The sequence below is a fragment of the Pseudomonas bijieensis genome, from assembly GCF_013347965.1.
In the GTDB taxonomy this organism is placed as follows: Bacteria; Pseudomonadota; Gammaproteobacteria; order Pseudomonadales; family Pseudomonadaceae; genus Aquipseudomonas; species Aquipseudomonas bijieensis.
The window spans coordinates 2,780,529-2,796,672 of record NZ_CP048810.1; the positions used below are offsets into that span (position 1 = coordinate 2,780,529).

At 62.3% G+C, this 16,144-nt stretch carries 16 protein-coding genes and 1 pseudogene; 7 read left to right on the forward strand and 10 right to left on the reverse strand.

The features are described from left to right. The 3 genes from GN234_RS12065 to GN234_RS12075 all read left to right on the forward strand — a co-directional run bounded on the left by GN234_RS12065 (position 1) and on the right by GN234_RS12075 (position 3,023). A complete protein-coding gene (locus tag GN234_RS12065; RefSeq protein ID WP_163855096.1) occupies positions 1–600 on the forward strand; it encodes a short chain dehydrogenase in 600 nt (199 codons plus the stop codon). Positions 601–661: 61 nt separating this feature from the next. Then, a complete protein-coding gene (locus GN234_RS12070) occupies positions 662–1,336 on the forward strand; it encodes a COG3650 family protein (RefSeq protein ID WP_163858893.1) in 675 nt (224 codons plus the stop codon). A 73-nt stretch (positions 1,337–1,409) separates the two neighbouring features. Further along, positions 1,410–3,023, forward strand: coding sequence for an NAD(P)/FAD-dependent oxidoreductase (locus GN234_RS12075; protein ID WP_176688525.1), 1,614 nt, complete (start codon positions 1,410–1,412; stop codon positions 3,021–3,023). Between the two features lie 182 nt (positions 3,024–3,205). Here the strand turns inward: GN234_RS12075 and GN234_RS12080 are convergent, their stop codons facing one another. Beyond that, on the reverse strand, positions 3,206–4,300 hold the full coding sequence (locus tag GN234_RS12080; protein WP_176688526.1) for a PLP-dependent cysteine synthase family protein: 1,095 nt from the start codon (positions 4,298–4,300) through the stop codon (positions 3,206–3,208). Positions 4,301–4,568: 268 nt separating this feature from the next. Here GN234_RS12080 and nhaA point away from each other — a divergent pair, with 268 nt between their 5' ends. Continuing rightward, the gene (gene nhaA, locus GN234_RS12085) at positions 4,569–5,756 is read left to right on the forward strand and encodes a Na+/H+ antiporter NhaA (RefSeq protein WP_176688527.1); all 1,188 of its coding nucleotides are present in this window, start codon (positions 4,569–4,571) and stop codon (positions 5,754–5,756) included. A gap of 138 nt (positions 5,757–5,894) precedes the next feature. Here the strand turns inward: nhaA and GN234_RS12090 are convergent, their stop codons facing one another. Further along, the gene (locus tag GN234_RS12090) at positions 5,895–6,359 is read right to left on the reverse strand and encodes an outer membrane lipoprotein (protein ID WP_003184697.1); all 465 of its coding nucleotides are present in this window, start codon (positions 6,357–6,359) and stop codon (positions 5,895–5,897) included. Between the two features lie 170 nt (positions 6,360–6,529). Between GN234_RS12090 and GN234_RS12095 the strand changes: the two genes are divergently transcribed. Next, positions 6,530–6,763, forward strand: a complete 234-nt coding sequence (locus GN234_RS12095) for a hypothetical protein (RefSeq protein ID WP_109755708.1) — start codon at positions 6,530–6,532, stop codon at positions 6,761–6,763. On the opposite strand, the gene pdxH is transcribed toward GN234_RS12095, so the two are convergent. The 4 genes from pdxH to dinG all read right to left on the reverse strand — a co-directional run bounded on the left by pdxH (position 6,760) and on the right by dinG (position 12,080). Beyond that, positions 6,760–7,407, reverse strand: coding sequence for a pyridoxamine 5'-phosphate oxidase (gene pdxH, locus GN234_RS12100; protein ID WP_109755707.1), 648 nt, complete (start codon positions 7,405–7,407; stop codon positions 6,760–6,762). The genes GN234_RS12095 and pdxH overlap by 4 nt on opposite strands. 24 nt (positions 7,408–7,431) lie before the next feature. Then, positions 7,432–8,544: an OmpA family protein gene (locus GN234_RS12105; protein ID WP_176688528.1), complete on the reverse strand. Its 1,113-nt coding sequence runs from the start codon at positions 8,542–8,544 to the stop codon at positions 7,432–7,434. Between the two features lie 119 nt (positions 8,545–8,663). Beyond that, complete coding sequence (locus GN234_RS12110) at positions 8,664–9,809, reverse strand: serine hydrolase domain-containing protein (protein ID WP_163855102.1); 1,146 nt, start codon at positions 9,807–9,809, stop codon at positions 8,664–8,666. Positions 9,810–9,935: 126 nt separating this feature from the next. Further along, positions 9,936–12,080, reverse strand: a complete 2,145-nt coding sequence (dinG, locus tag GN234_RS12115) for an ATP-dependent DNA helicase DinG (RefSeq protein ID WP_092329194.1) — start codon at positions 12,078–12,080, stop codon at positions 9,936–9,938. A 99-nt stretch (positions 12,081–12,179) separates the two neighbouring features. Here dinG and GN234_RS12120 point away from each other — a divergent pair, with 99 nt between their 5' ends. Next, positions 12,180–12,644 carry a CopD family protein gene (locus tag GN234_RS12120; protein WP_109755704.1) on the forward strand — a complete coding sequence of 155 codons (465 nt, stop codon included), beginning with the start codon at positions 12,180–12,182 and terminating at the stop codon, positions 12,642–12,644. Positions 12,645–12,770: 126 nt separating this feature from the next. On the opposite strand, the gene GN234_RS12125 is transcribed toward GN234_RS12120, so the two are convergent. The 4 genes and pseudogenes from GN234_RS12125 to GN234_RS12140 all read right to left on the reverse strand — a co-directional run bounded on the left by GN234_RS12125 (position 12,771) and on the right by GN234_RS12140 (position 15,453). Further along, a complete protein-coding gene (locus GN234_RS12125) occupies positions 12,771–13,529 on the reverse strand; it encodes a collagen-like protein (RefSeq protein WP_176688529.1) in 759 nt (252 codons plus the stop codon). Then, the gene (locus GN234_RS12130; RefSeq protein WP_233459549.1) at positions 13,522–13,746 is read right to left on the reverse strand and encodes a DUF1145 domain-containing protein; all 225 of its coding nucleotides are present in this window, start codon (positions 13,744–13,746) and stop codon (positions 13,522–13,524) included. The genes GN234_RS12125 and GN234_RS12130 overlap by 8 nt, the downstream gene beginning before the upstream one ends. 194 nt (positions 13,747–13,940) lie before the next feature. Continuing rightward, positions 13,941–14,667: pseudogene (locus GN234_RS12135) on the reverse strand (OmpA family protein). A gap of 90 nt (positions 14,668–14,757) precedes the next feature. Next, positions 14,758–15,453, reverse strand: coding sequence for an OmpA family protein (locus GN234_RS12140; protein ID WP_109755700.1), 696 nt, complete (start codon positions 15,451–15,453; stop codon positions 14,758–14,760). A 192-nt stretch (positions 15,454–15,645) separates the two neighbouring features. On the opposite strand from GN234_RS12140, the gene GN234_RS12145 reads away from it, so the two are divergent. Beyond that, a complete protein-coding gene (locus GN234_RS12145) occupies positions 15,646–16,143 on the forward strand; it encodes a DUF6231 family protein (protein WP_109755699.1) in 498 nt (165 codons plus the stop codon). Position 16,144 lies beyond the last annotated feature (1 nt).

A 16,144-nucleotide genomic window follows, 5' to 3' on the forward strand; every position in this document is an offset into this window, starting at 1 on the left:
ATGAAAATCCTGTTGATCGGCGCTAACGGCACCATCGGTTCGGCCATTGATAAGGAACTGTCGCCCCGCCACGAAATCATTCGGATCGGCCGCCACAGCGGTGAACTGCAGGTGGATATCAGCGACAGCGCCTCGATTCGTGCGCTGTTCGCAAAGACCGGCCGTTTTGATGCCCTGGTCTGCGCCGCCGGCAACGTCACCTTTGCGCCCCTGGCCGACATGACCGAAGACAGCTTTGCCCTGGGTTTGAAAGACAAGCTGATGGGCCAGGTGAACCTGCTGCTGATCGGCCGCGAATTCGCCAACGACGGCGCATCCTTCACCTTCACCACCGGCGTGCTCAGCCACGATCCGATCAAGAGCGGCGCGTCGGCGGCCCTGGTCAACGGTGCCCTGGACAGTTTCGTGCGCGCCGCGGCAATCGAGTTGCCACGGGGCTTGCGAGTCAACTCGGTGAGCCCGAACGTGTTGGTGGAAGCCATGGGCAAATACGCCCCCTACTTCCGTGGCTACAAACCAGTGCCAGCCGTCGATGTGGCATTGGCCTACGCCAAGAGTGTCGAAGGCCTACAAACCGGTCAGACCTTTCACGTGGGCTGACACCCCTTGTGATGCAGGAACAGTCTGAGTAACGTGGCGGCACTTGTCTGGAGACCCAATGATGCGTGCCGCCCGCTCCCTGCTGTTTGTCGCCCTCCTGCCGCTCTTTGCCGGCTGCCAATTGCTCGACGCCCCGCGCCAGAGCGTCTCCCACGCCGACCAGACGCGCATGCAGGGCGAACTCACGGCGGCCGATGGCAAGCTGGTGTTCCAGCCATGCCAGGAACAGCGCCGCTACATCGTCAACGACAGCGGTGGTACCAGCGTGCTGCAACAGGCCGCCAGCCTGGCCGATGAACAGGGCAAACTGTTTGCCGATATGCGCGGTCGTATCGGCTCCAGCGCGGCGGCCGGCACCGATAGCCAGCTGGAGGTGGAGCAGCTCTATCGCCTGGAACGGTCGAGCACCGCATGCAATGACGAAAATTTCAGACTGTTGATCCTGCGCGCCGCCGGCCATGGCCCCGAGTGGAACCTCAAGGCCAGCGGCAAGGGCCTGGTGCTCGAACGTGACGGCCAGCCGCCACTGGCGGTGCCTTACATGGAGGAGCAACTGGGTGATGGTCGCCTCAACATCAGCACCGAAGCCAACGGCCAGAAGGTCGAGCTCTGGCTGGCCACCCAGCGCTGCGTCGACAGCGTCACCGGCAGTGTGCAACACATGAGCGCCGAACTGCGGGTCAACGGACAGGTCCAGCGCGGCTGCGCCTATTTCGGCGGCGCGCGCAACGACTGACTCACAGGTTTTGGCTTATAATCGCCGGTTCACGCCCTGATGCAGTTGTGCATCCCGCGAACCGGACCCCGCCATGTTACGAATCACCGAACTCAAGCTGCCAATCGATCATCCCGAAGAAGACCTGCGCCCCGCCATCGTGCAACGCCTGGGCATCGCCAGCGATGATCTGCTCGATTTCACCTTGTTCAAGCGCAGCTACGACGCGCGCAAGAAATCCTCCGAACTGTGCTTCATCTACACCATCGACCTGACGGTGCGCGATGAAGCCAGCCTGCTGCGCAAGTTCGCCGATGACCGTAACGTCAACGAGGCGCCGGATGTCAGCTACAAAGTGGTCGGCCAGGCACCAGCCGACCTGAGCGAACGGCCAATCGTGGTCGGCTTTGGCCCGTGCGGGATCTTCGCCGCCATGTTGCTGGCACAGATGGGCTTCAAGCCGATCATCCTCGAACGCGGCCCGGAAGTGCGCCAGCGCACCAAGGACACCTGGGGCCTGTGGCGCAAAAGCGTGCTCAACCCCGAGTCCAACGTGCAGTTCGGTGAAGGCGGCGCGGGGACGTTTTCCGACGGCAAGCTCTACAGCCAGATCAAGGATCCGAAATTCCTCGGTCGCAAGGTCCTGCACGAATTCGTCAAGGCCGGCGCACCGGAAGAAATCCTCTACGTCAGCAAGCCGCACATCGGTACGTTCCGCCTGACAGGCGTAGTGGAAAACATGCGTGAGCAAATTCGCGCCCTGGGCGGTGAAGTGCGCTTCCAGCAGCGCGTCACCGATGTACTGATCGAGGACGGCCAGTTGGTCGGCGTCGAACTGGCTAGCGGTGAACGGATTCATTCCAGGCATGTGATCCTGGCCCTGGGCCACAGCGCCCGGGACACCTTCCGCATGCTCCACAGCCGTGGCGTGTACATGGAAGCCAAACCGTTCTCGGTGGGTTTCCGGATCGAACACCCGCAATCGCTGATCGACAGCGCACGCCTGGGCAAGTACGCCGGCCACCCGAAACTGGGGGCCGCCGACTACAAACTGGTGCACCACGCCAAGAACGGTCGCTCGGTGTACAGCTTCTGCATGTGCCCGGGCGGTACCGTGGTGGCCGCGACCTCCGAGCCGAACCGCGTCGTGACCAACGGCATGAGCCAGTATTCACGCAACGAGCGCAACGCCAACTCCGGCATCGTCGTCGGCATTACTCCGGAAGTGGATTATCCGGGTGGCCCACTGGCCGGGATCGAGTTGCAGGAGCGCCTGGAGTCCCACGCGTTCGTGCTCGGCGGCAGCAACTACGAGGCCCCGGCGCAACTGGTGGGCGATTTCATCGCCGGCAAGCCGTCCACGGCACTGGGCAGCGTCGAACCTTCCTACAAACCCGGCGTCTCCCTGGGCGACCTGGCCCTGGCCCTGCCGGACTTCGCCATCGAAGCCATCCGTGAAGCCCTGCCGGCGTTCGAGAAACAGATTCGCGGTTATTCGCTGCACGATGCGGTGCTGACCGGGATCGAAACCCGCACCTCGTCGCCCCTGCGCATTACCCGCAACGAATCGCTGCAGAGCCTGAACGTCAAGGGCTTGTTTCCCGCCGGTGAAGGCGCCGGTTATGCGGGCGGGATTTTGTCGGCGGGCGTGGACGGGATCCGGATTGCCGAGGCGGTGGCGCGGGATATCCTGGGGCTGGAGGCCTGACAGAAGCGTCCTTGTGAGGGCAATGCTGTTCACTCAAGGCCGAATTTGCTTAAGTGAACAGCATGACCCTGTGGGAGCGAGCCTGCTCGCGATGGCGGCCTGGCATTCAACACAGATGTTGACTGGTCCGCCGCTATCGCGAGCAGGCTCGCTCCCACAAGGGATTCCGGTGTTTTCAAGGTTCAGATATTCGCCCGCAACACACTCTCTGGCAACGCATCTCCCCTCTCCACACTCGCCGCCACGGCCGCCATCAGCCCGCTCAACTCATAGCCCTGGGCTTTGAGCCACGCGGGGTCGTAATAGGTCGTGGCATAGCGCTCGCCGCCGTCACACAAAATCGCCACGATCGATCCCGACTCCCCTGCCTCCATCATCTGCTTCGCGGCGATCAACGCACCGATCAGGTTGGTACCGCTGGAACCACCAACCCGTCGTCCCAAGCGCTCGGCCAGGTAATGCATGGCCGCCAGTGACAGGGCGTCCGGGACCTTGACCATCGCATCGATGACTTTGGGCAAGAACGACGCCTCGACCCGTGGTCGGCCGATACCCTCGATGCGCGAGCCGCAATCCATGCGCAGATTGGCATCGCCGCTGCGGTAGTAGTCGAAGAACACCGAACGCTCGGCGTCGGCACACAACACCCGGGTGCCGTGCTGGCGATAACGCACGTAGCGCCCCAGGGTGGCCGTGGTGCCGCCCGTGCCGGGACTGGAAATCAGCCAGCTTGGCTCCGGATGCCGCTCGAAGCGCATCTGCTGGAAGATCGATTCGGCAATGTTGTTATTGGCCCGCCAGTCCGTGGCGCGCTCGGCATAGGTGAACTGGTCGATGAAATGCCCGTCATGCTCGCGGGCCAGGCGTTCGGATTCGGCGTAGATCTGCGTCGGATCGTCCACCAGATGGCTCTGGCCGCCATAGAAGGCGATCTGTGCGATTTTTTCCCTGGAGGTGGACGCTGGCATCACTGCAATGAACGGCAGGCCCAGCAGACGGGCAAAGTACGCCTCCGAAATGGCTGTCGAACCGCTGGAAGCTTCGATCACCGGCGCCCCAGGCTTGAGCCAACCGTTACACAACGCATAGAGAAACAGCGAACGGGCCAGCCGATGCTTGAGGCTGCCAGTGGGATGGCTGGACTCATCCTTGAAATACAGTTCGATGCCCGGCAGGCCAGGCAGCGATAGCGGAATCAGGTGGGTATCGGCGCTGCGCTGGAAGTCAGCCTCGATGATGCGGATCGCTTCGCGCGCCCACTGGCGGTGGTCGTTCATGGTGTTTTCTCACTGGATCGGTTCGACGCGGGGAACCTGACGGTCATGCAGGCGCGACTTTGGTCTCGGAAAAACCAGGCACAAGCTTAGGAAAAAACCGACAGCGCGCACAGGTACAGCTAAGGTCCAATATGCGCCGTAACTGCCCGACCGCGCCGTGCAGGCGTTGTAACGCCATATAACAAAAAAGAATATAACTTTTGTTTTAACAACTAACAGTACGGGTTAGGGTGTGCCATCTTTTTGATTCGATGAATGGAGAGCGATCGTGGCTCTACGTAATTCTCTGACACGTTTTTTCCAGCTGGAGGCGGCCAGTGGCCTGCTACTGATCGCTGCCGCCGTACTGGCCCTGGCCATCAATAATTCGCCGCTGTCCTGGCTGTATAACGGCCTGCTGGACACCCCGGTGGTGGCCCAGGTCGGCGCGCTGAAAATCGCCAAACCCTTGCTGCTATGGATCAATGACGGCCTGATGGCGATGTTCTTCCTGCTCATCGGCCTGGAGGTCAAGCGCGAGGTCCTCGACGGGCAACTGTCGAAACCTTCGCAAATCGTCCTGCCGGGCGCGGCGGCGATTGGCGGCATGGTGGTGCCGGCGCTGATCTACTGGTTCCTCAACCGTGACAATCCCCCCGCCCTCGCCGGCTGGGCAATCCCGACGGCCACCGACATCGCGTTCGCCCTCGGCGTGCTGGCCTTGCTCGGCAAGCGGGTGCCGGTGTCGCTCAAGCTGTTCCTGATGACCCTGGCGATCATCGACGACCTGGGCGCCATTATCATCATCGCCATCTTCTACTCCGGCGCCCTGTCGACCTTGTCGCTCATGCTGGCAGCTGCCTGCATCGCCGCATTGGTGGCGATGAACCGGATGGGCGTGGTCAAGCTCGGGCCCTACATGGTCGTGGGCCTGATCCTCTGGGTCTGCGTACTCAAGAGCGGTGTCCATGCCACCTTGGCCGGTGTGACCCTGGCGTTCTGCATCCCGCTGCGCACGAAGAATGCCGAATCTTCACCGCTGCTGAGCCTGGAGCATGCACTGCATCCCTGGGTGGCCTACGGTATCCTGCCGCTGTTCGCCTTCGCCAACGCCGGCCTGTCCCTGAGTGGCGTCACCGTCGAAAGCTTTACCCATCACGTGCCGATGGGTATCGCGATCGGCCTGTTACTGGGCAAGACCGTCGGCGTCCTCGGTCTGACCTGGCTGGCCGTGAAAATCGGCATTGCCAGCCTGCCCGCCGGCGCCAATTGGGGTCAGGTACTGGGCGTGGCGATCCTGTGTGGCATCGGGTTCACCATGAGCCTGTTCGTCGGCTCCCTGGCGTTCGAGCCTGGCGTGAGTGACTACGCCGGCATGGATCGGATGGGGATTCTCACCGGTTCGATCCTCGCGGCGTTGTTGGGTTACGCGGTGACAGCTGCGTCCAGTCGCAAGCAGCCTGCATTGCCAAGCTGATTCCTGGCTGCCTGAGGGGTGCGTATATCCATTGCTGCGGTAACGGCTATGTACACCGCCCCGCCCCCGGAAACAAAGCCATAAAAAAACGGCGCCTTCCGTCCAGGACAAGGCGCCGTTTTCTCAAACAATTCCAGCTTAGTGGGATACGCGACTCGTACCATCCACAGTGGAAATACGAACCCGCTCACCCACACGGAACACCTCGTTTTCCTGAACCTGCTGCACATAGGCACGCATGCTGCCGTCATCTTCACGAACGGTGATTTCCACACCCTGGGTACGGGTCAGGCCTTCTTCGGTGGCAGAGCCGATCAGGCCACCGGCCACAGCGCCAATCACTGCGGCGACGATGCTGCCACGACCGCCACCGATGGCGCTACCGCCTACACCACCGACCACGGCACCGGCCGCACCGCCGATAGGGGTCTTGGTGCCTTCGATCTTGACCGGACGCAGGGATTCGATGGTCCCCATGCGAATCGTCTGCACGCGACGCGCTTCGTCACGGGAATAGGAGTCACCGGTCAGGCTCGACTGACAGCCAGTGAGCAACATCGCCATCGTGGAAAAGGAAGCAACCAGCAAAACAGACTTACGCATAGCATCAACTCCAAAAGACAGGGATTCATTAAACTCCGCGACTTGACGCCTGTCACGGTCTCGCCGGGATAAAATTGTTTTCATTCAGGTGGGATACAGGCGCACCGGAAAAATTCACCCAACAGTAGCGCCAATTTCCAAAACCTGCGTCATCAACCCGGGGATTTTTCATGGATTATTTCATTATCGTCGCGATCACCGTGGCCGGCTTGTACTTCCACTGGTGGTTGTACGTACGGATCAAACGCTGGATGGACCGCGACCTGGCGCTGTCCCTGGCGGGGCAGGATGAACGGAAAAAGACCTACATGCTGCAACAACTGGCCCGCGCCCGGGAGCAAGGCATCAAGCGCCGGGACTTGCCGCAATGGCTTCAAACCGCTGCGGCAGGTTATCGCGGCTAAGGAGCCAGGCGCTCGCGAATCCAGTTCGTCCCTTGCAGACGATAGTTGAGGCGATCGTGCAGGCGGCTCGGACGGCCTTGCCAGAACTCGATGCGCTCGGGCAGTAAACGATAACCACCCCAATGCTCCGGGCAGTGCGGCTGGCTGTCGCTGAAACGTTGTTCGGTGGCCTTGAGCAAGTCGTCCAGCTCAGCGCGCCCTGAAATCACCCGGCTCTGGGGGGAAGCCCAGGCGCCGAGACGGCTGCCCAGCGGGCGAACCTGATAATAGGCGTCCGACTCCTGCGCCGTGACCTTGACCACTTTGCCTTCGATGCGCACCTGGCGTTCCAGGGCCGGCCAGAAAAACGTCATGGCCGCGAATGGATTCGCGGCCAGTTGCTGGCCCTTGGCGCTGTCGTAGTTGGTGAAGAACGTGAAGCCCAAGGCATCCAGGCCCTTGAGCAGCAGAATTCGACAGTGCGGTCGCCCTTGTGCATCCACCGTGGCCAGGGTCATGGCGTTAGCCTCAACCGGAGCCTGCTCGGTTTTCACCGCGTCGGCGAACCATTGGTGGAACAATGCAAACGGCTCGGCCGGGGCTTGTGCCTCGGTCAAGCCATCGCGGGTGTAGTCGCGGCGCATATCAGCCAGCGGTTGGGTCATGGCGCGTTCCTTGTGGTTAGCCCATCACTGCTTGGGAGTATCGGCGGCCGCGACTTTCTTGGTATCGGTGGCGGCTTTGGCCGGTTGGGGTTTCTTCGCCGCAGTAGTGGCCTTGGCTGGCGCTTTCTTCGCCGGAGCCTTGGCCGCGGCTTTTTTGGCCGGAGCCTTCTTGGCCGTTGAGGTCACGGCTTTTTTAGCCGCAGGCGCTGGGGCCGCGGCTGCGGGCTTCACGTCCTGGGCCGCCACCAGCGTCACCGGCGCAGGGGCCGGCATGTTGTACTTGCTCAGCAGCGCAACCATGGTGTTGGCCGGCGTGACCAGCAGTTCCACGCGACGGTTCAAGGCACGGCCTTCCACGCTGTCGTTGGCCGCACGAGGTGCCACTGCGCCCATGCCACGCAGCATCAGGCGATCACGTTGCAGGCCGCTGAGACGGAAAATCGCCGCCACGGACTGGGCACGCTCCTGGCTGAGCTTCAAGTTCGCAGGCGCGGCGCCCGAAGTATCGGCGTGGCCGAGGATCAGCACGGCGGTCTTCGGGTCGGCTTCAAGGATCTTCGCCACGCGTGTGAACGGGCCGAGGGTCACGGGCAGCAGCATGGCCGGACGGTCTGGGTTGAAGGAGCCGTCCACGGGCGCGGTGACCACCAACACGTTGTCGCGACGTTCGAGTTCGAGCTTGCTGTCCTTGATGGCTGTGCGCAGCTTCGGTTCGTAGTCGTCGAGCCAGGCCTGGGTGACTTTCGGATCGGGCATCGGCACCGCCTTGGCGGTTTCCTGGTCCTTGCCGCCGAACGGCCACCACCACTTGCCGTTGCTTTCGGCTTCGGCCTTGGCAACGGCCGGCGCCTTGGCTTCAGGCTTGTCTTGAGGCTTGACGTCATCTTTCTTCGCGACGTCAGCAGCGTCATCGGAAGAGAACGGCCACCACCAGTGCGTAGCGCTCTCGGCCTTGGCTTGCGGAGCGACGGCGGCCGGTTTCAGGGGCGCCGCGGGTGTCGTTTCCTTGGCTACCACCTTGTCGGAAGAGCCGAACGGCCACCAGCTACTGCCGGCCTCGGCATCATTTTGTGGGGTTTGTGCGCAACCGGTGATAGCGAAGCACAGCGCCAGAGCGAGGGTTTTATTCGATGACATTGGATATCCACAAAATGATCTAAATGAAAAAACAAAAGGCCATGTTCGGGCCGCATAAACAGACGCTTGGAAACTGAAAAGGACACGAGGTTCCGGTGTCCGCTGCCTTCAATGGCGTTTTACAGACAAGTGGCTAACACCCTCGCCAGGTTCTGCGCGCGCGGATCCATCAGCACATAAGGCCCGAGTGTGTTGGTCACGAAACCAAAGGCAACATCCTGTTCCGGATCGGCAAACCCGATGGAGCCTCCCGCCCCCGGATGGCCGAATGCCCGTGGGCCGAGGCCGTAGGTCGCGTTCGGTACATCCGGTTGATCGAGCATGCAACCCAGGCCGAAACGGGTCCGGGTCAACAGTGTCTTGTCCTCGCCGAGGCTGTGCTGGCGAGTCAGTTCGTCGAGCATTTCGCCTTCCAGCAGGCTGCCGTCCAACAGACCGGCGTAGAACCCGGCCAGGCTGCGGGCATTGCCGTGACCGTTGGCCGCCGGTTGCTGCATGCGTCGCCACTCCGGCTTGTTGGTGCTGGTCATGATCGACGGCGGGTTGGTGAAGGCCCGGGTGGTCATGGCCGTGGGCTCGCGCATCGTCACCTGCAACAGGCGCTGGGCCGCTGCATCCCCCACGTTGCCTTTGCCACGGGCAATGTGGGCCACGCGATGAAACTCCTCATCGGCCAGGCCGACATGGAAATCCAGGCCCAATGGCTTGGCAACGCGGGCCACGATGGAGTCCCCCGGGCCACGCCCATCGGCCCGGCGCAGCAGCTCGCCGACCAGCCAGCCATAAGTGATCGCCGCGTAGCCATGGCCTTCGCCCGGCGTCCACCACGGCGTTTCAGCGGCCAGGGCATCGACCATGGCTTGCCAATCATAAAGCGCCTCGGGCGGCAGCAATTCATGCAGAGCTGGTAGTCCAGCCTGATGGCAGAGCAACTGGCGCAGGGTGATAGATTGCTTGCCGGCGGCGGCAAATTCCGGCCAATAGCGGGCAACCGGGGCATCCAGTTGCAGCTTGCCTTCGGCTACCAGTTGCAAGGCAGTGACGGCGGTAAATGTCTTGGTGCAGGAAAACAGATTGGCGATGGTGTCGCTGTGCCAGGCTTCGCTGCCATCCTTATCGGCGGTACCGGCCCACAGATCGACGACAGTCCGGCCACCCACTTGAATGCACAACGCGGCGCCACGCTCCTGGGGATCATCGAACAGCGCCGCGAAGGCTTCACGCACCGCCTCGAACTGAAGTTCATAATGGCCTTGAATCTGCACCCGCAACTCCTTTGAAACAAACACTTTTTAAAGTGCTGGCATTGTTTCAGCCATTCAGGCTTTTGGGAACCGCCGCAAGACGGCTGACCGGACTGACACAGCCCCCGTCAAGCAAATCACCAGAATCTAGGAAATCTCCCGCCGAAACGGTGGCAGCGCATTGAGGATCGCCTTGCCGTAGCGCTGGGTTACCAGCCTGCGGTCAAGCAAGGTGATGGTGCCGCGGTCCTCTTCGGTACGCAGCAAGCGGCCACAGGCCTGGACCAGTTTCAGCGATGCGTCCGGCACGGAGATTTCCATGAACGGGTTGCCGCCACGGGCTTCGATCCACTCGGCCAGCGCGGCTTCCACCGGATCGTCAGGGACGGAGAACGGGATCTTGGCGATCACCACGTGCTCGCAATAGGCACCGGGCAAATCCACGCCTTCGGCAAAACTCGCCAGGCCGAAGAGCACGCTGGAGTCCCCGCCGTCGACCCGCGCCTTGTGCTTGTTCAGGGTTTCCTGCTTCGACAGGTTGCCCTGGATGAACACCTGTTTGCGCCAGTCACGGTCAAGCCCATCGAACACGTCCTGCATCTGTTTACGCGAGGAAAACAACACCAGGGTGCCCCGCGAGCCTTCCACCAATTCCGGCAAGTCACGAATGATCGCCGCAGTGTGGGCGGCGGCATCCCGTGGGTCGGCCTTGAGGTCTGGCACCCGCAACACGCCGGCATCGGCGTGATGGAAGGGGCTCGGAACCACCGCGGTCACGGCTTTCTTCGGCAGGCCGGCGCGCATGCGGAAACGGTCGAACGTGCCCAGGGCGGTCAGCGTGGCGGATGTCACCAACGCGCCGTAGGCCACGTTCCACAGATTGCGACGCAGCATTTCCGCCGCCAGGATCGGGCTGGCATTGACCTCGATGTCGAACAGCGAACCGCTCTCGGCCAGGGTCAGCCACCGCGCCATCGGCGGGTTGTCCTCCGGGTCTTCGGCGGTGAAGGCCGTCCACAGTTCCCAGTTGCCCTGGGAGCGGGACAACAGGCTGCCAAATAGCGGGTACCATTCCTCGGCCTGGTTGCTGGCGATGCCGATGTTGACCTCGCCATCCATGCCTTCCTTGAGCAGGTCGGTCAGGCGGGTGAACAGATCGGTCAGGCGGGCGAAGCCTTTCTTGAGCTCGATGCCCATTTCGCGCATGTGTTCAGGAATCACCCCGCCGACGAAGCGATGGCGTGGCCGCTCGCGGCCCTCGACGTCTTCGCCGGGCTTGAAGTCGGCCACTTGCTCGCAGGCGGTGAACATGAACTGCTGGTTCGTCTTGATTTCCCGCGCCAGCTCCGGCACTTGCTCGATGAACTTGCCCAGGTCACCCGGCAATGGATGCTGGGCCAGCAGTTTGGTGAGGTTCTTGGCGGTGGTTTCCAGCCAGTCGGCGGTGGAGCGTAGCCGGGTGTAATGGGCGAAATGGCCGATGGCCTTGTCCGGCAGGTGATGGCCTTCGTCGAATACGTAGATCGTGTCGCGCGGGTCCGGCAGCACCGCGCCACCGCCCAGGGCCAGGTCGGCCAGGACCATGTCGTGGTTGGTGACGATGACGTCGACCTTGCCCATGCCTTCGCGGGCCTTGTAGAAGGCGCACTGGCCGAAGTTCGGGCAATGGCGGTTGGTGCATTGGCTATGGTCAGTGGTCAGGCGCGACCAGTCGGCGTCTTCCAGGGCCGTGGACCAGCTGTCGCGGTCGCCGTCCCACTTATTGCCGGCCAGTTTCTCGATCATGCTGGTAAACAGCTTCTGGCTGGCCTCATCGACTTCGATCTTGAAGCCTTCTTCTTCGAACAGCTGGGCCGTGGCGGTCTGCGCCTGGCCTTCCTGGAGCAGCATGTCGAGCTTGGACAGGCACATGTAGCGCCCACGGCCCTTGGCCAGCGCGAACGTGAAGTTCAGGCCGCTATTGCGCATCAGGTCGGGCAGGTCCTTGTAGACGATCTGCTCCTGCAGGGCGACGGTCGCGGTGGCAATCACCAGGCGCTTGCCGGCGGCCTTGGCGGTGGGGATCGCCGCAAGGCTATAGGCCACGGTCTTGCCGGTACCGGTGCCGGCCTCCACCGCCACGACGGCGGGCTCGCCACTGCGCCGGCCTTCGTCATCGGTGTCGATGTCACCCAGGACTTTTGCCACTTCGGCAATCATCAGGCGCTGGCCATATCGCGGCTTGAGGCTCTTGGCTTCGAGAAAACGCGAATAGGCGCCCTGGATCGTGGTTTTGAGTTCGGTGCTGATCATGAATGGTCGGGCGCTAAAAACGCTGGATAAATTTTCAGTGGTTCGGATCGGCGGCTATCATACCCCGCTAATGAATCCTGCGCAGAACGGAGTAACCCAATGACACCCTTTGCCCTTGTCTACACCCTGCATTTGCTGGCGGCCCTGGTTTGGGTCGGCGGCATGTTCTTCGCCTGGATGATCCTGCGCCCCGCCGCAATGACGGCACTTGAGGGCCCTGCCCGGCTCAAATTGTGGGTAGAAGTGTTTCAACGTTTTTTCGTCTGGGTCTGGGTGGCGGTGGTGCTTTTGCCGATCAGCGGTGTAGGCCTGATCCACGTGCGCTTCGCCGGCTTCGAAACCGCGCCGCGTTATGTGCAGATCATGATGGGCCTGTATGTGGTGATGGCGGCGCTGTTTATCCGCATCCAGGGCCTGCAACTGCCTTCGTTGCGTAACGCTGTGACTGCGCAGGATTGGCCGACGGGTGCGGCGGTGCTGGGGAGAATTCGCAAACTGGTGGGGATCAATTTGCTGATCGGGCTGCTGGTGGTGGCGATTGGCGCGGCGCGGCCGATGTTCTGAAAATATTGCACCTAACCCTGTGGGAGCGAGCTTGCTCGCGATGGCGGCACATCAGGCAATACTTGATCGACTGACCCAATGCCATCGCGAGCAGGCTCGCTCCCACAAGTCGGGATCAGATTTTCTTCAGAACCGCTGCACCGTCACCGCCCCCGCCGCGCCGGCAGGCCCCGGCTGGCCATCGGCACCCGGACGGCCGCTCTTGCCGCCGTCAGCGGTATAGACCAGACAACCCTTGGCCTTGCCACCGACACCGGGTTTGCCGCCGTGCCCAGCCGCGCCACCGGCGCCGCCGTCCACCGTCACCTTGATCTGCTCGGCAGGATAGGCCCGGGGCAGCTCAAGGCGTACCAGTGCACCGGCCGCACCGGGCTGGCCATCGCTGCCGTTGCTGCCGTCGGCCCCGCGACCGGCCGACCCCCAGGTGCAACCTGGCGCCTGGCCATTGGCGCCGTCCAGGCCGACGAAACCCGGCGCACCGGTGCCACCACGGGCATCCACCGACAACAGCGGCGCATTCAAGGCATTGAAGCGCAGGTTCAGATCCCGCCCCGGCCGCGCCGCCTTGGTGTAGGTACCCGGTGCGCCGCGTGAAGTGATCTGGCTGCCCTCGGCCAACTCAGCCTGGGCCACTTTCATTTCCAATACCTGCTGCGCCGGCACGATGGCGATCCGTGCTTCACGTCCCAGGTGCAATTGGTCGATGGTCAGTTCCGTGACATTGGAAGGCACCAGCAGCGTGCCGTAGTCGGCCACGTCCAGCCGCTCCAGGGTCAGGGTACTGGTGGTGTTGGGCAGACGCATCAACGAATGGCTTTCGACCTGGACCACTTGGGCCGAAGCCCATGGGCATACGAGTGCGGCGAGCAGACACAATTTACGCATGGGAAGCCTCTGGCGCGGTCGGGAGGGTTTGCAGATGGAAGATGCCGAACAGCAGCACTCTGAGGCGATCGCGGCCAGGCGCGGGACGGCCACGAAAACTGGCCCTGAACACCAGCAGTTCCAATAGATGGAGCGCCAGTAAAAACGCTGCGGCGAAATTGACCAGCAGATGCAACGGATGGACGAACGGCACAATCAGGTTGACCAGCACCACCAGCCAGAACAGTAGGGTCAGTAAACGCCCCAGCCCCCAAAAACACCTTCATATGCCCCCCCGATGAGTATTATTCTTTGGCCGCACAGTAACGGCTTGCGCGCAGGATAAGCCAGAGGGCAAGGCAAATTTAATTTACCGCCGACCAGCGACCGCCGAACCGCCCTCCTCGCGATCCGACGGCTCTGGCTCAGGGCTCAACGCTGGATATGCAGCTCGACCCGACGGTTCTGTGCCCGCCCTTCGTCGGTTTCATTGTCAGCCACCGGCTCGCTTTCGCCCTTGCCTTCACTGGTGAGTTTGTCGGGAGCCAGCCCCTGGGTCAGCAAATACTCGACGACGCTGCTGGCCCGACGTTCGGACAGCCCCCTGGTTATAGGCATCAGTGCCGACACTGTCGGTGTGCCCCACCACCCGGATGCTGGCGACATTGGCATGGCTGAGTTTGCCCATCAGCCCATCGAGTTGGCTTCGGGCTTCTGCGGTGAGATCGGATTTGTCGAAATCGAACAGCACCTTGCCGGCATCGTTAAGGGTGATGACTTCGGTGGCCGGTGCTTCAGGCTCGACCGGCGGGGCGCTGGCCGGGTATTGCGGCAGCGGGCAGCCGTGATGCTCGACGGGAGTATTGGCCGGCGTATCGGGGCAACGGTCGCGGCGGTCGAACACCCCGTCGTTGTCTTCATCGCCATCTTGGGCGTAGCAGATCAAACCACCGCCCAGCAGCCCCAACGCGGCGCCACCGGCGGCCCAGCCGCTGCTTTCGATGGCCCCCAATCCGCCACCGACCAAGCCGCCGATCAGGCTACAGATCGGCCAGGTGCGTTGATTGAGGGGGGCGCTGCCATCGCTGTGCGTGGCACAACCGGACAACACGCTGCTGGCCAGCAGCACCGGTAAGACGGCCTTGATAAGAACGTTCATGGTGAAGGCTCCTGTGTCACCGGCCCATACCGGTCACACAGGAGTAAAGACTGTCATCCGCCACTCTACAAGCCGCGGATGGCAAGGGTTTTAGCGATTTATCCGGATTTCCGTGCGACGGTTCTGGGCGCGTCCGTCGGCGGTCTTGTTGTCGGCCACTGGCTGGCTTTCCCCGGCACCACTCACCGAGACGAAACTGGCGCGAGGCACGCCTTGATCGACCAGGTAGTTCACCACCGAATTGGCCCGTTTCTCTGACAGGCGTTGGTTATAGGCATCGCTGCCGACGCTGTCGGTATGGCCGGTGACGCGCAATTGCGCGGTGGACGTTTCCTGTTTCAACCGGGTGGCGACTGTGCTCAGGACCTCTTTGTCGCCCGGGGTCAACGTGGCTTTGTTGAATTCAAAGTGCACATCGCGGATCACGATGGTTTCTTCCTTGACCACTGCGGGTTCTTCAACCACCGGCGCTGGAGCGGGCGGTGGGCAACCGTCGGCATCGACCTGCACGCCCTTCGGTGTACCCGGGCACTTGTCGCGGCTGTCCGGCACGCCATCGCCGTCTTCGTCGCCGTCGCCATGGGCCCAGCACCAGCCCGCCGCAACGGTGCCGGCCACCAGCGCTCCCGGGCCGATCCAGGAACTGCTTTCGATGGCGCCCAGTCCCGCGCCGACAACACCACCAGTGGCCGCACAGATCGGCCAGTCGGTTTTCTGCAAACCTGCGCAACCAGTCAACACACTGGTTAGCAGAACCAGGGGTAACGCTGTCCGAACTATGCTCATTGGGTTTTCTCCTTGAGGGATCGGCTCTGCGCCGATTCAGGGGAGTAAAGACCCGTCTGCGGATCTGCGCCAGCCTGAGCAATCGCGGGTTTTCGCCCCGTGTTTGCGACGTTTGCGCCCATTCAGGGACAAACCGCTCTAGGCCAGGATGTCCGGGCAGGCTATCGTGACGCTTCTGACTGAGGAACTTCGATGACCGTTGCCATTTCTTCGCGTACGCCCCAGCAAGCCCTGGCGGCCGTGCTTGACCGTTATGCCCCGCAAAAACTGCTGTTGATCGGTGCCAGTGGCTTTCCCGCACTCGAAGCGTTCCAGCAGGCCCACCCCGACACCGAAGTGGTCCATGCCGGCCCAGGCGCGCTGCCGGCGGACGTGGCGGCGCGGCGTTTTGACCTGGCCCTGGCGCTCGATTGCCTGGAGCATTTGCCCAAGCGCGACGGTCTGAACCTGTTGGGCGGCATCCGCAATCTCAACGCCAGCCGTATCGCCGTGCTGGCAGACCTCAACGCCTGCGGCTGGCAAGAGACGGACTTTTTTTCCCTGGCCCTGCAAGCCAGCGAGCGATTCCAGCGCGAAGAGCAGGTGCTGACCCTGTTTACCTATGATCTGCTTGAATACAAGCAAGTCCCCGACTGGCTCAACTCGCGCTTTTGGGCCAACCCGGAAAACTTTGGAAAATATTGGTGGTAGC

What these genes read in the sequence shown, in the direction of transcription:
- GN234_RS12065 (WP_163855096.1), top strand. Translation starts at nt 1, where the DNA reads ATGAAAATCCTGTTGATCGGCGCTAACGGCACCATCGGTTCGGCCATT.
- GN234_RS12070 (WP_163858893.1), top strand. Translation starts at nt 662, where the DNA reads ATGCGTGCCGCCCGCTCCCTGCTGTTTGTCGCCCTCCTGCCGCTCTTT.
- GN234_RS12075 (WP_176688525.1), top strand. Translation starts at nt 1,410, where the DNA reads ATGTTACGAATCACCGAACTCAAGCTGCCAATCGATCATCCCGAAGAA.
- GN234_RS12080 (WP_176688526.1), bottom strand. Translation starts at nt 4,300, where the DNA reads ATGAACGACCACCGCCAGTGGGCGCGCGAAGCGATCCGCATCATCGAG.
- GN234_RS12090 (WP_003184697.1), bottom strand. Translation starts at nt 6,359, where the DNA reads ATGCGTAAGTCTGTTTTGCTGGTTGCTTCCTTTTCCACGATGGCGATG.
- GN234_RS12095 (WP_109755708.1), top strand. Translation starts at nt 6,530, where the DNA reads ATGGATTATTTCATTATCGTCGCGATCACCGTGGCCGGCTTGTACTTC.
- pdxH (WP_109755707.1), bottom strand. Translation starts at nt 7,407, where the DNA reads ATGACCCAACCGCTGGCTGATATGCGCCGCGACTACACCCGCGATGGC.
- GN234_RS12105 (WP_176688528.1), bottom strand. Translation starts at nt 8,544, where the DNA reads ATGTCATCGAATAAAACCCTCGCTCTGGCGCTGTGCTTCGCTATCACC.
- dinG (WP_092329194.1), bottom strand. Translation starts at nt 12,080, where the DNA reads ATGATCAGCACCGAACTCAAAACCACGATCCAGGGCGCCTATTCGCGT.
- GN234_RS12120 (WP_109755704.1), top strand. Translation starts at nt 12,180, where the DNA reads ATGACACCCTTTGCCCTTGTCTACACCCTGCATTTGCTGGCGGCCCTG.
- GN234_RS12125 (WP_176688529.1), bottom strand. Translation starts at nt 13,529, where the DNA reads ATGCGTAAATTGTGTCTGCTCGCCGCACTCGTATGCCCATGGGCTTCG.
- GN234_RS12140 (WP_109755700.1), bottom strand. Translation starts at nt 15,453, where the DNA reads ATGAGCATAGTTCGGACAGCGTTACCCCTGGTTCTGCTAACCAGTGTG.
- GN234_RS12145 (WP_109755699.1), top strand. Translation starts at nt 15,646, where the DNA reads ATGACCGTTGCCATTTCTTCGCGTACGCCCCAGCAAGCCCTGGCGGCC.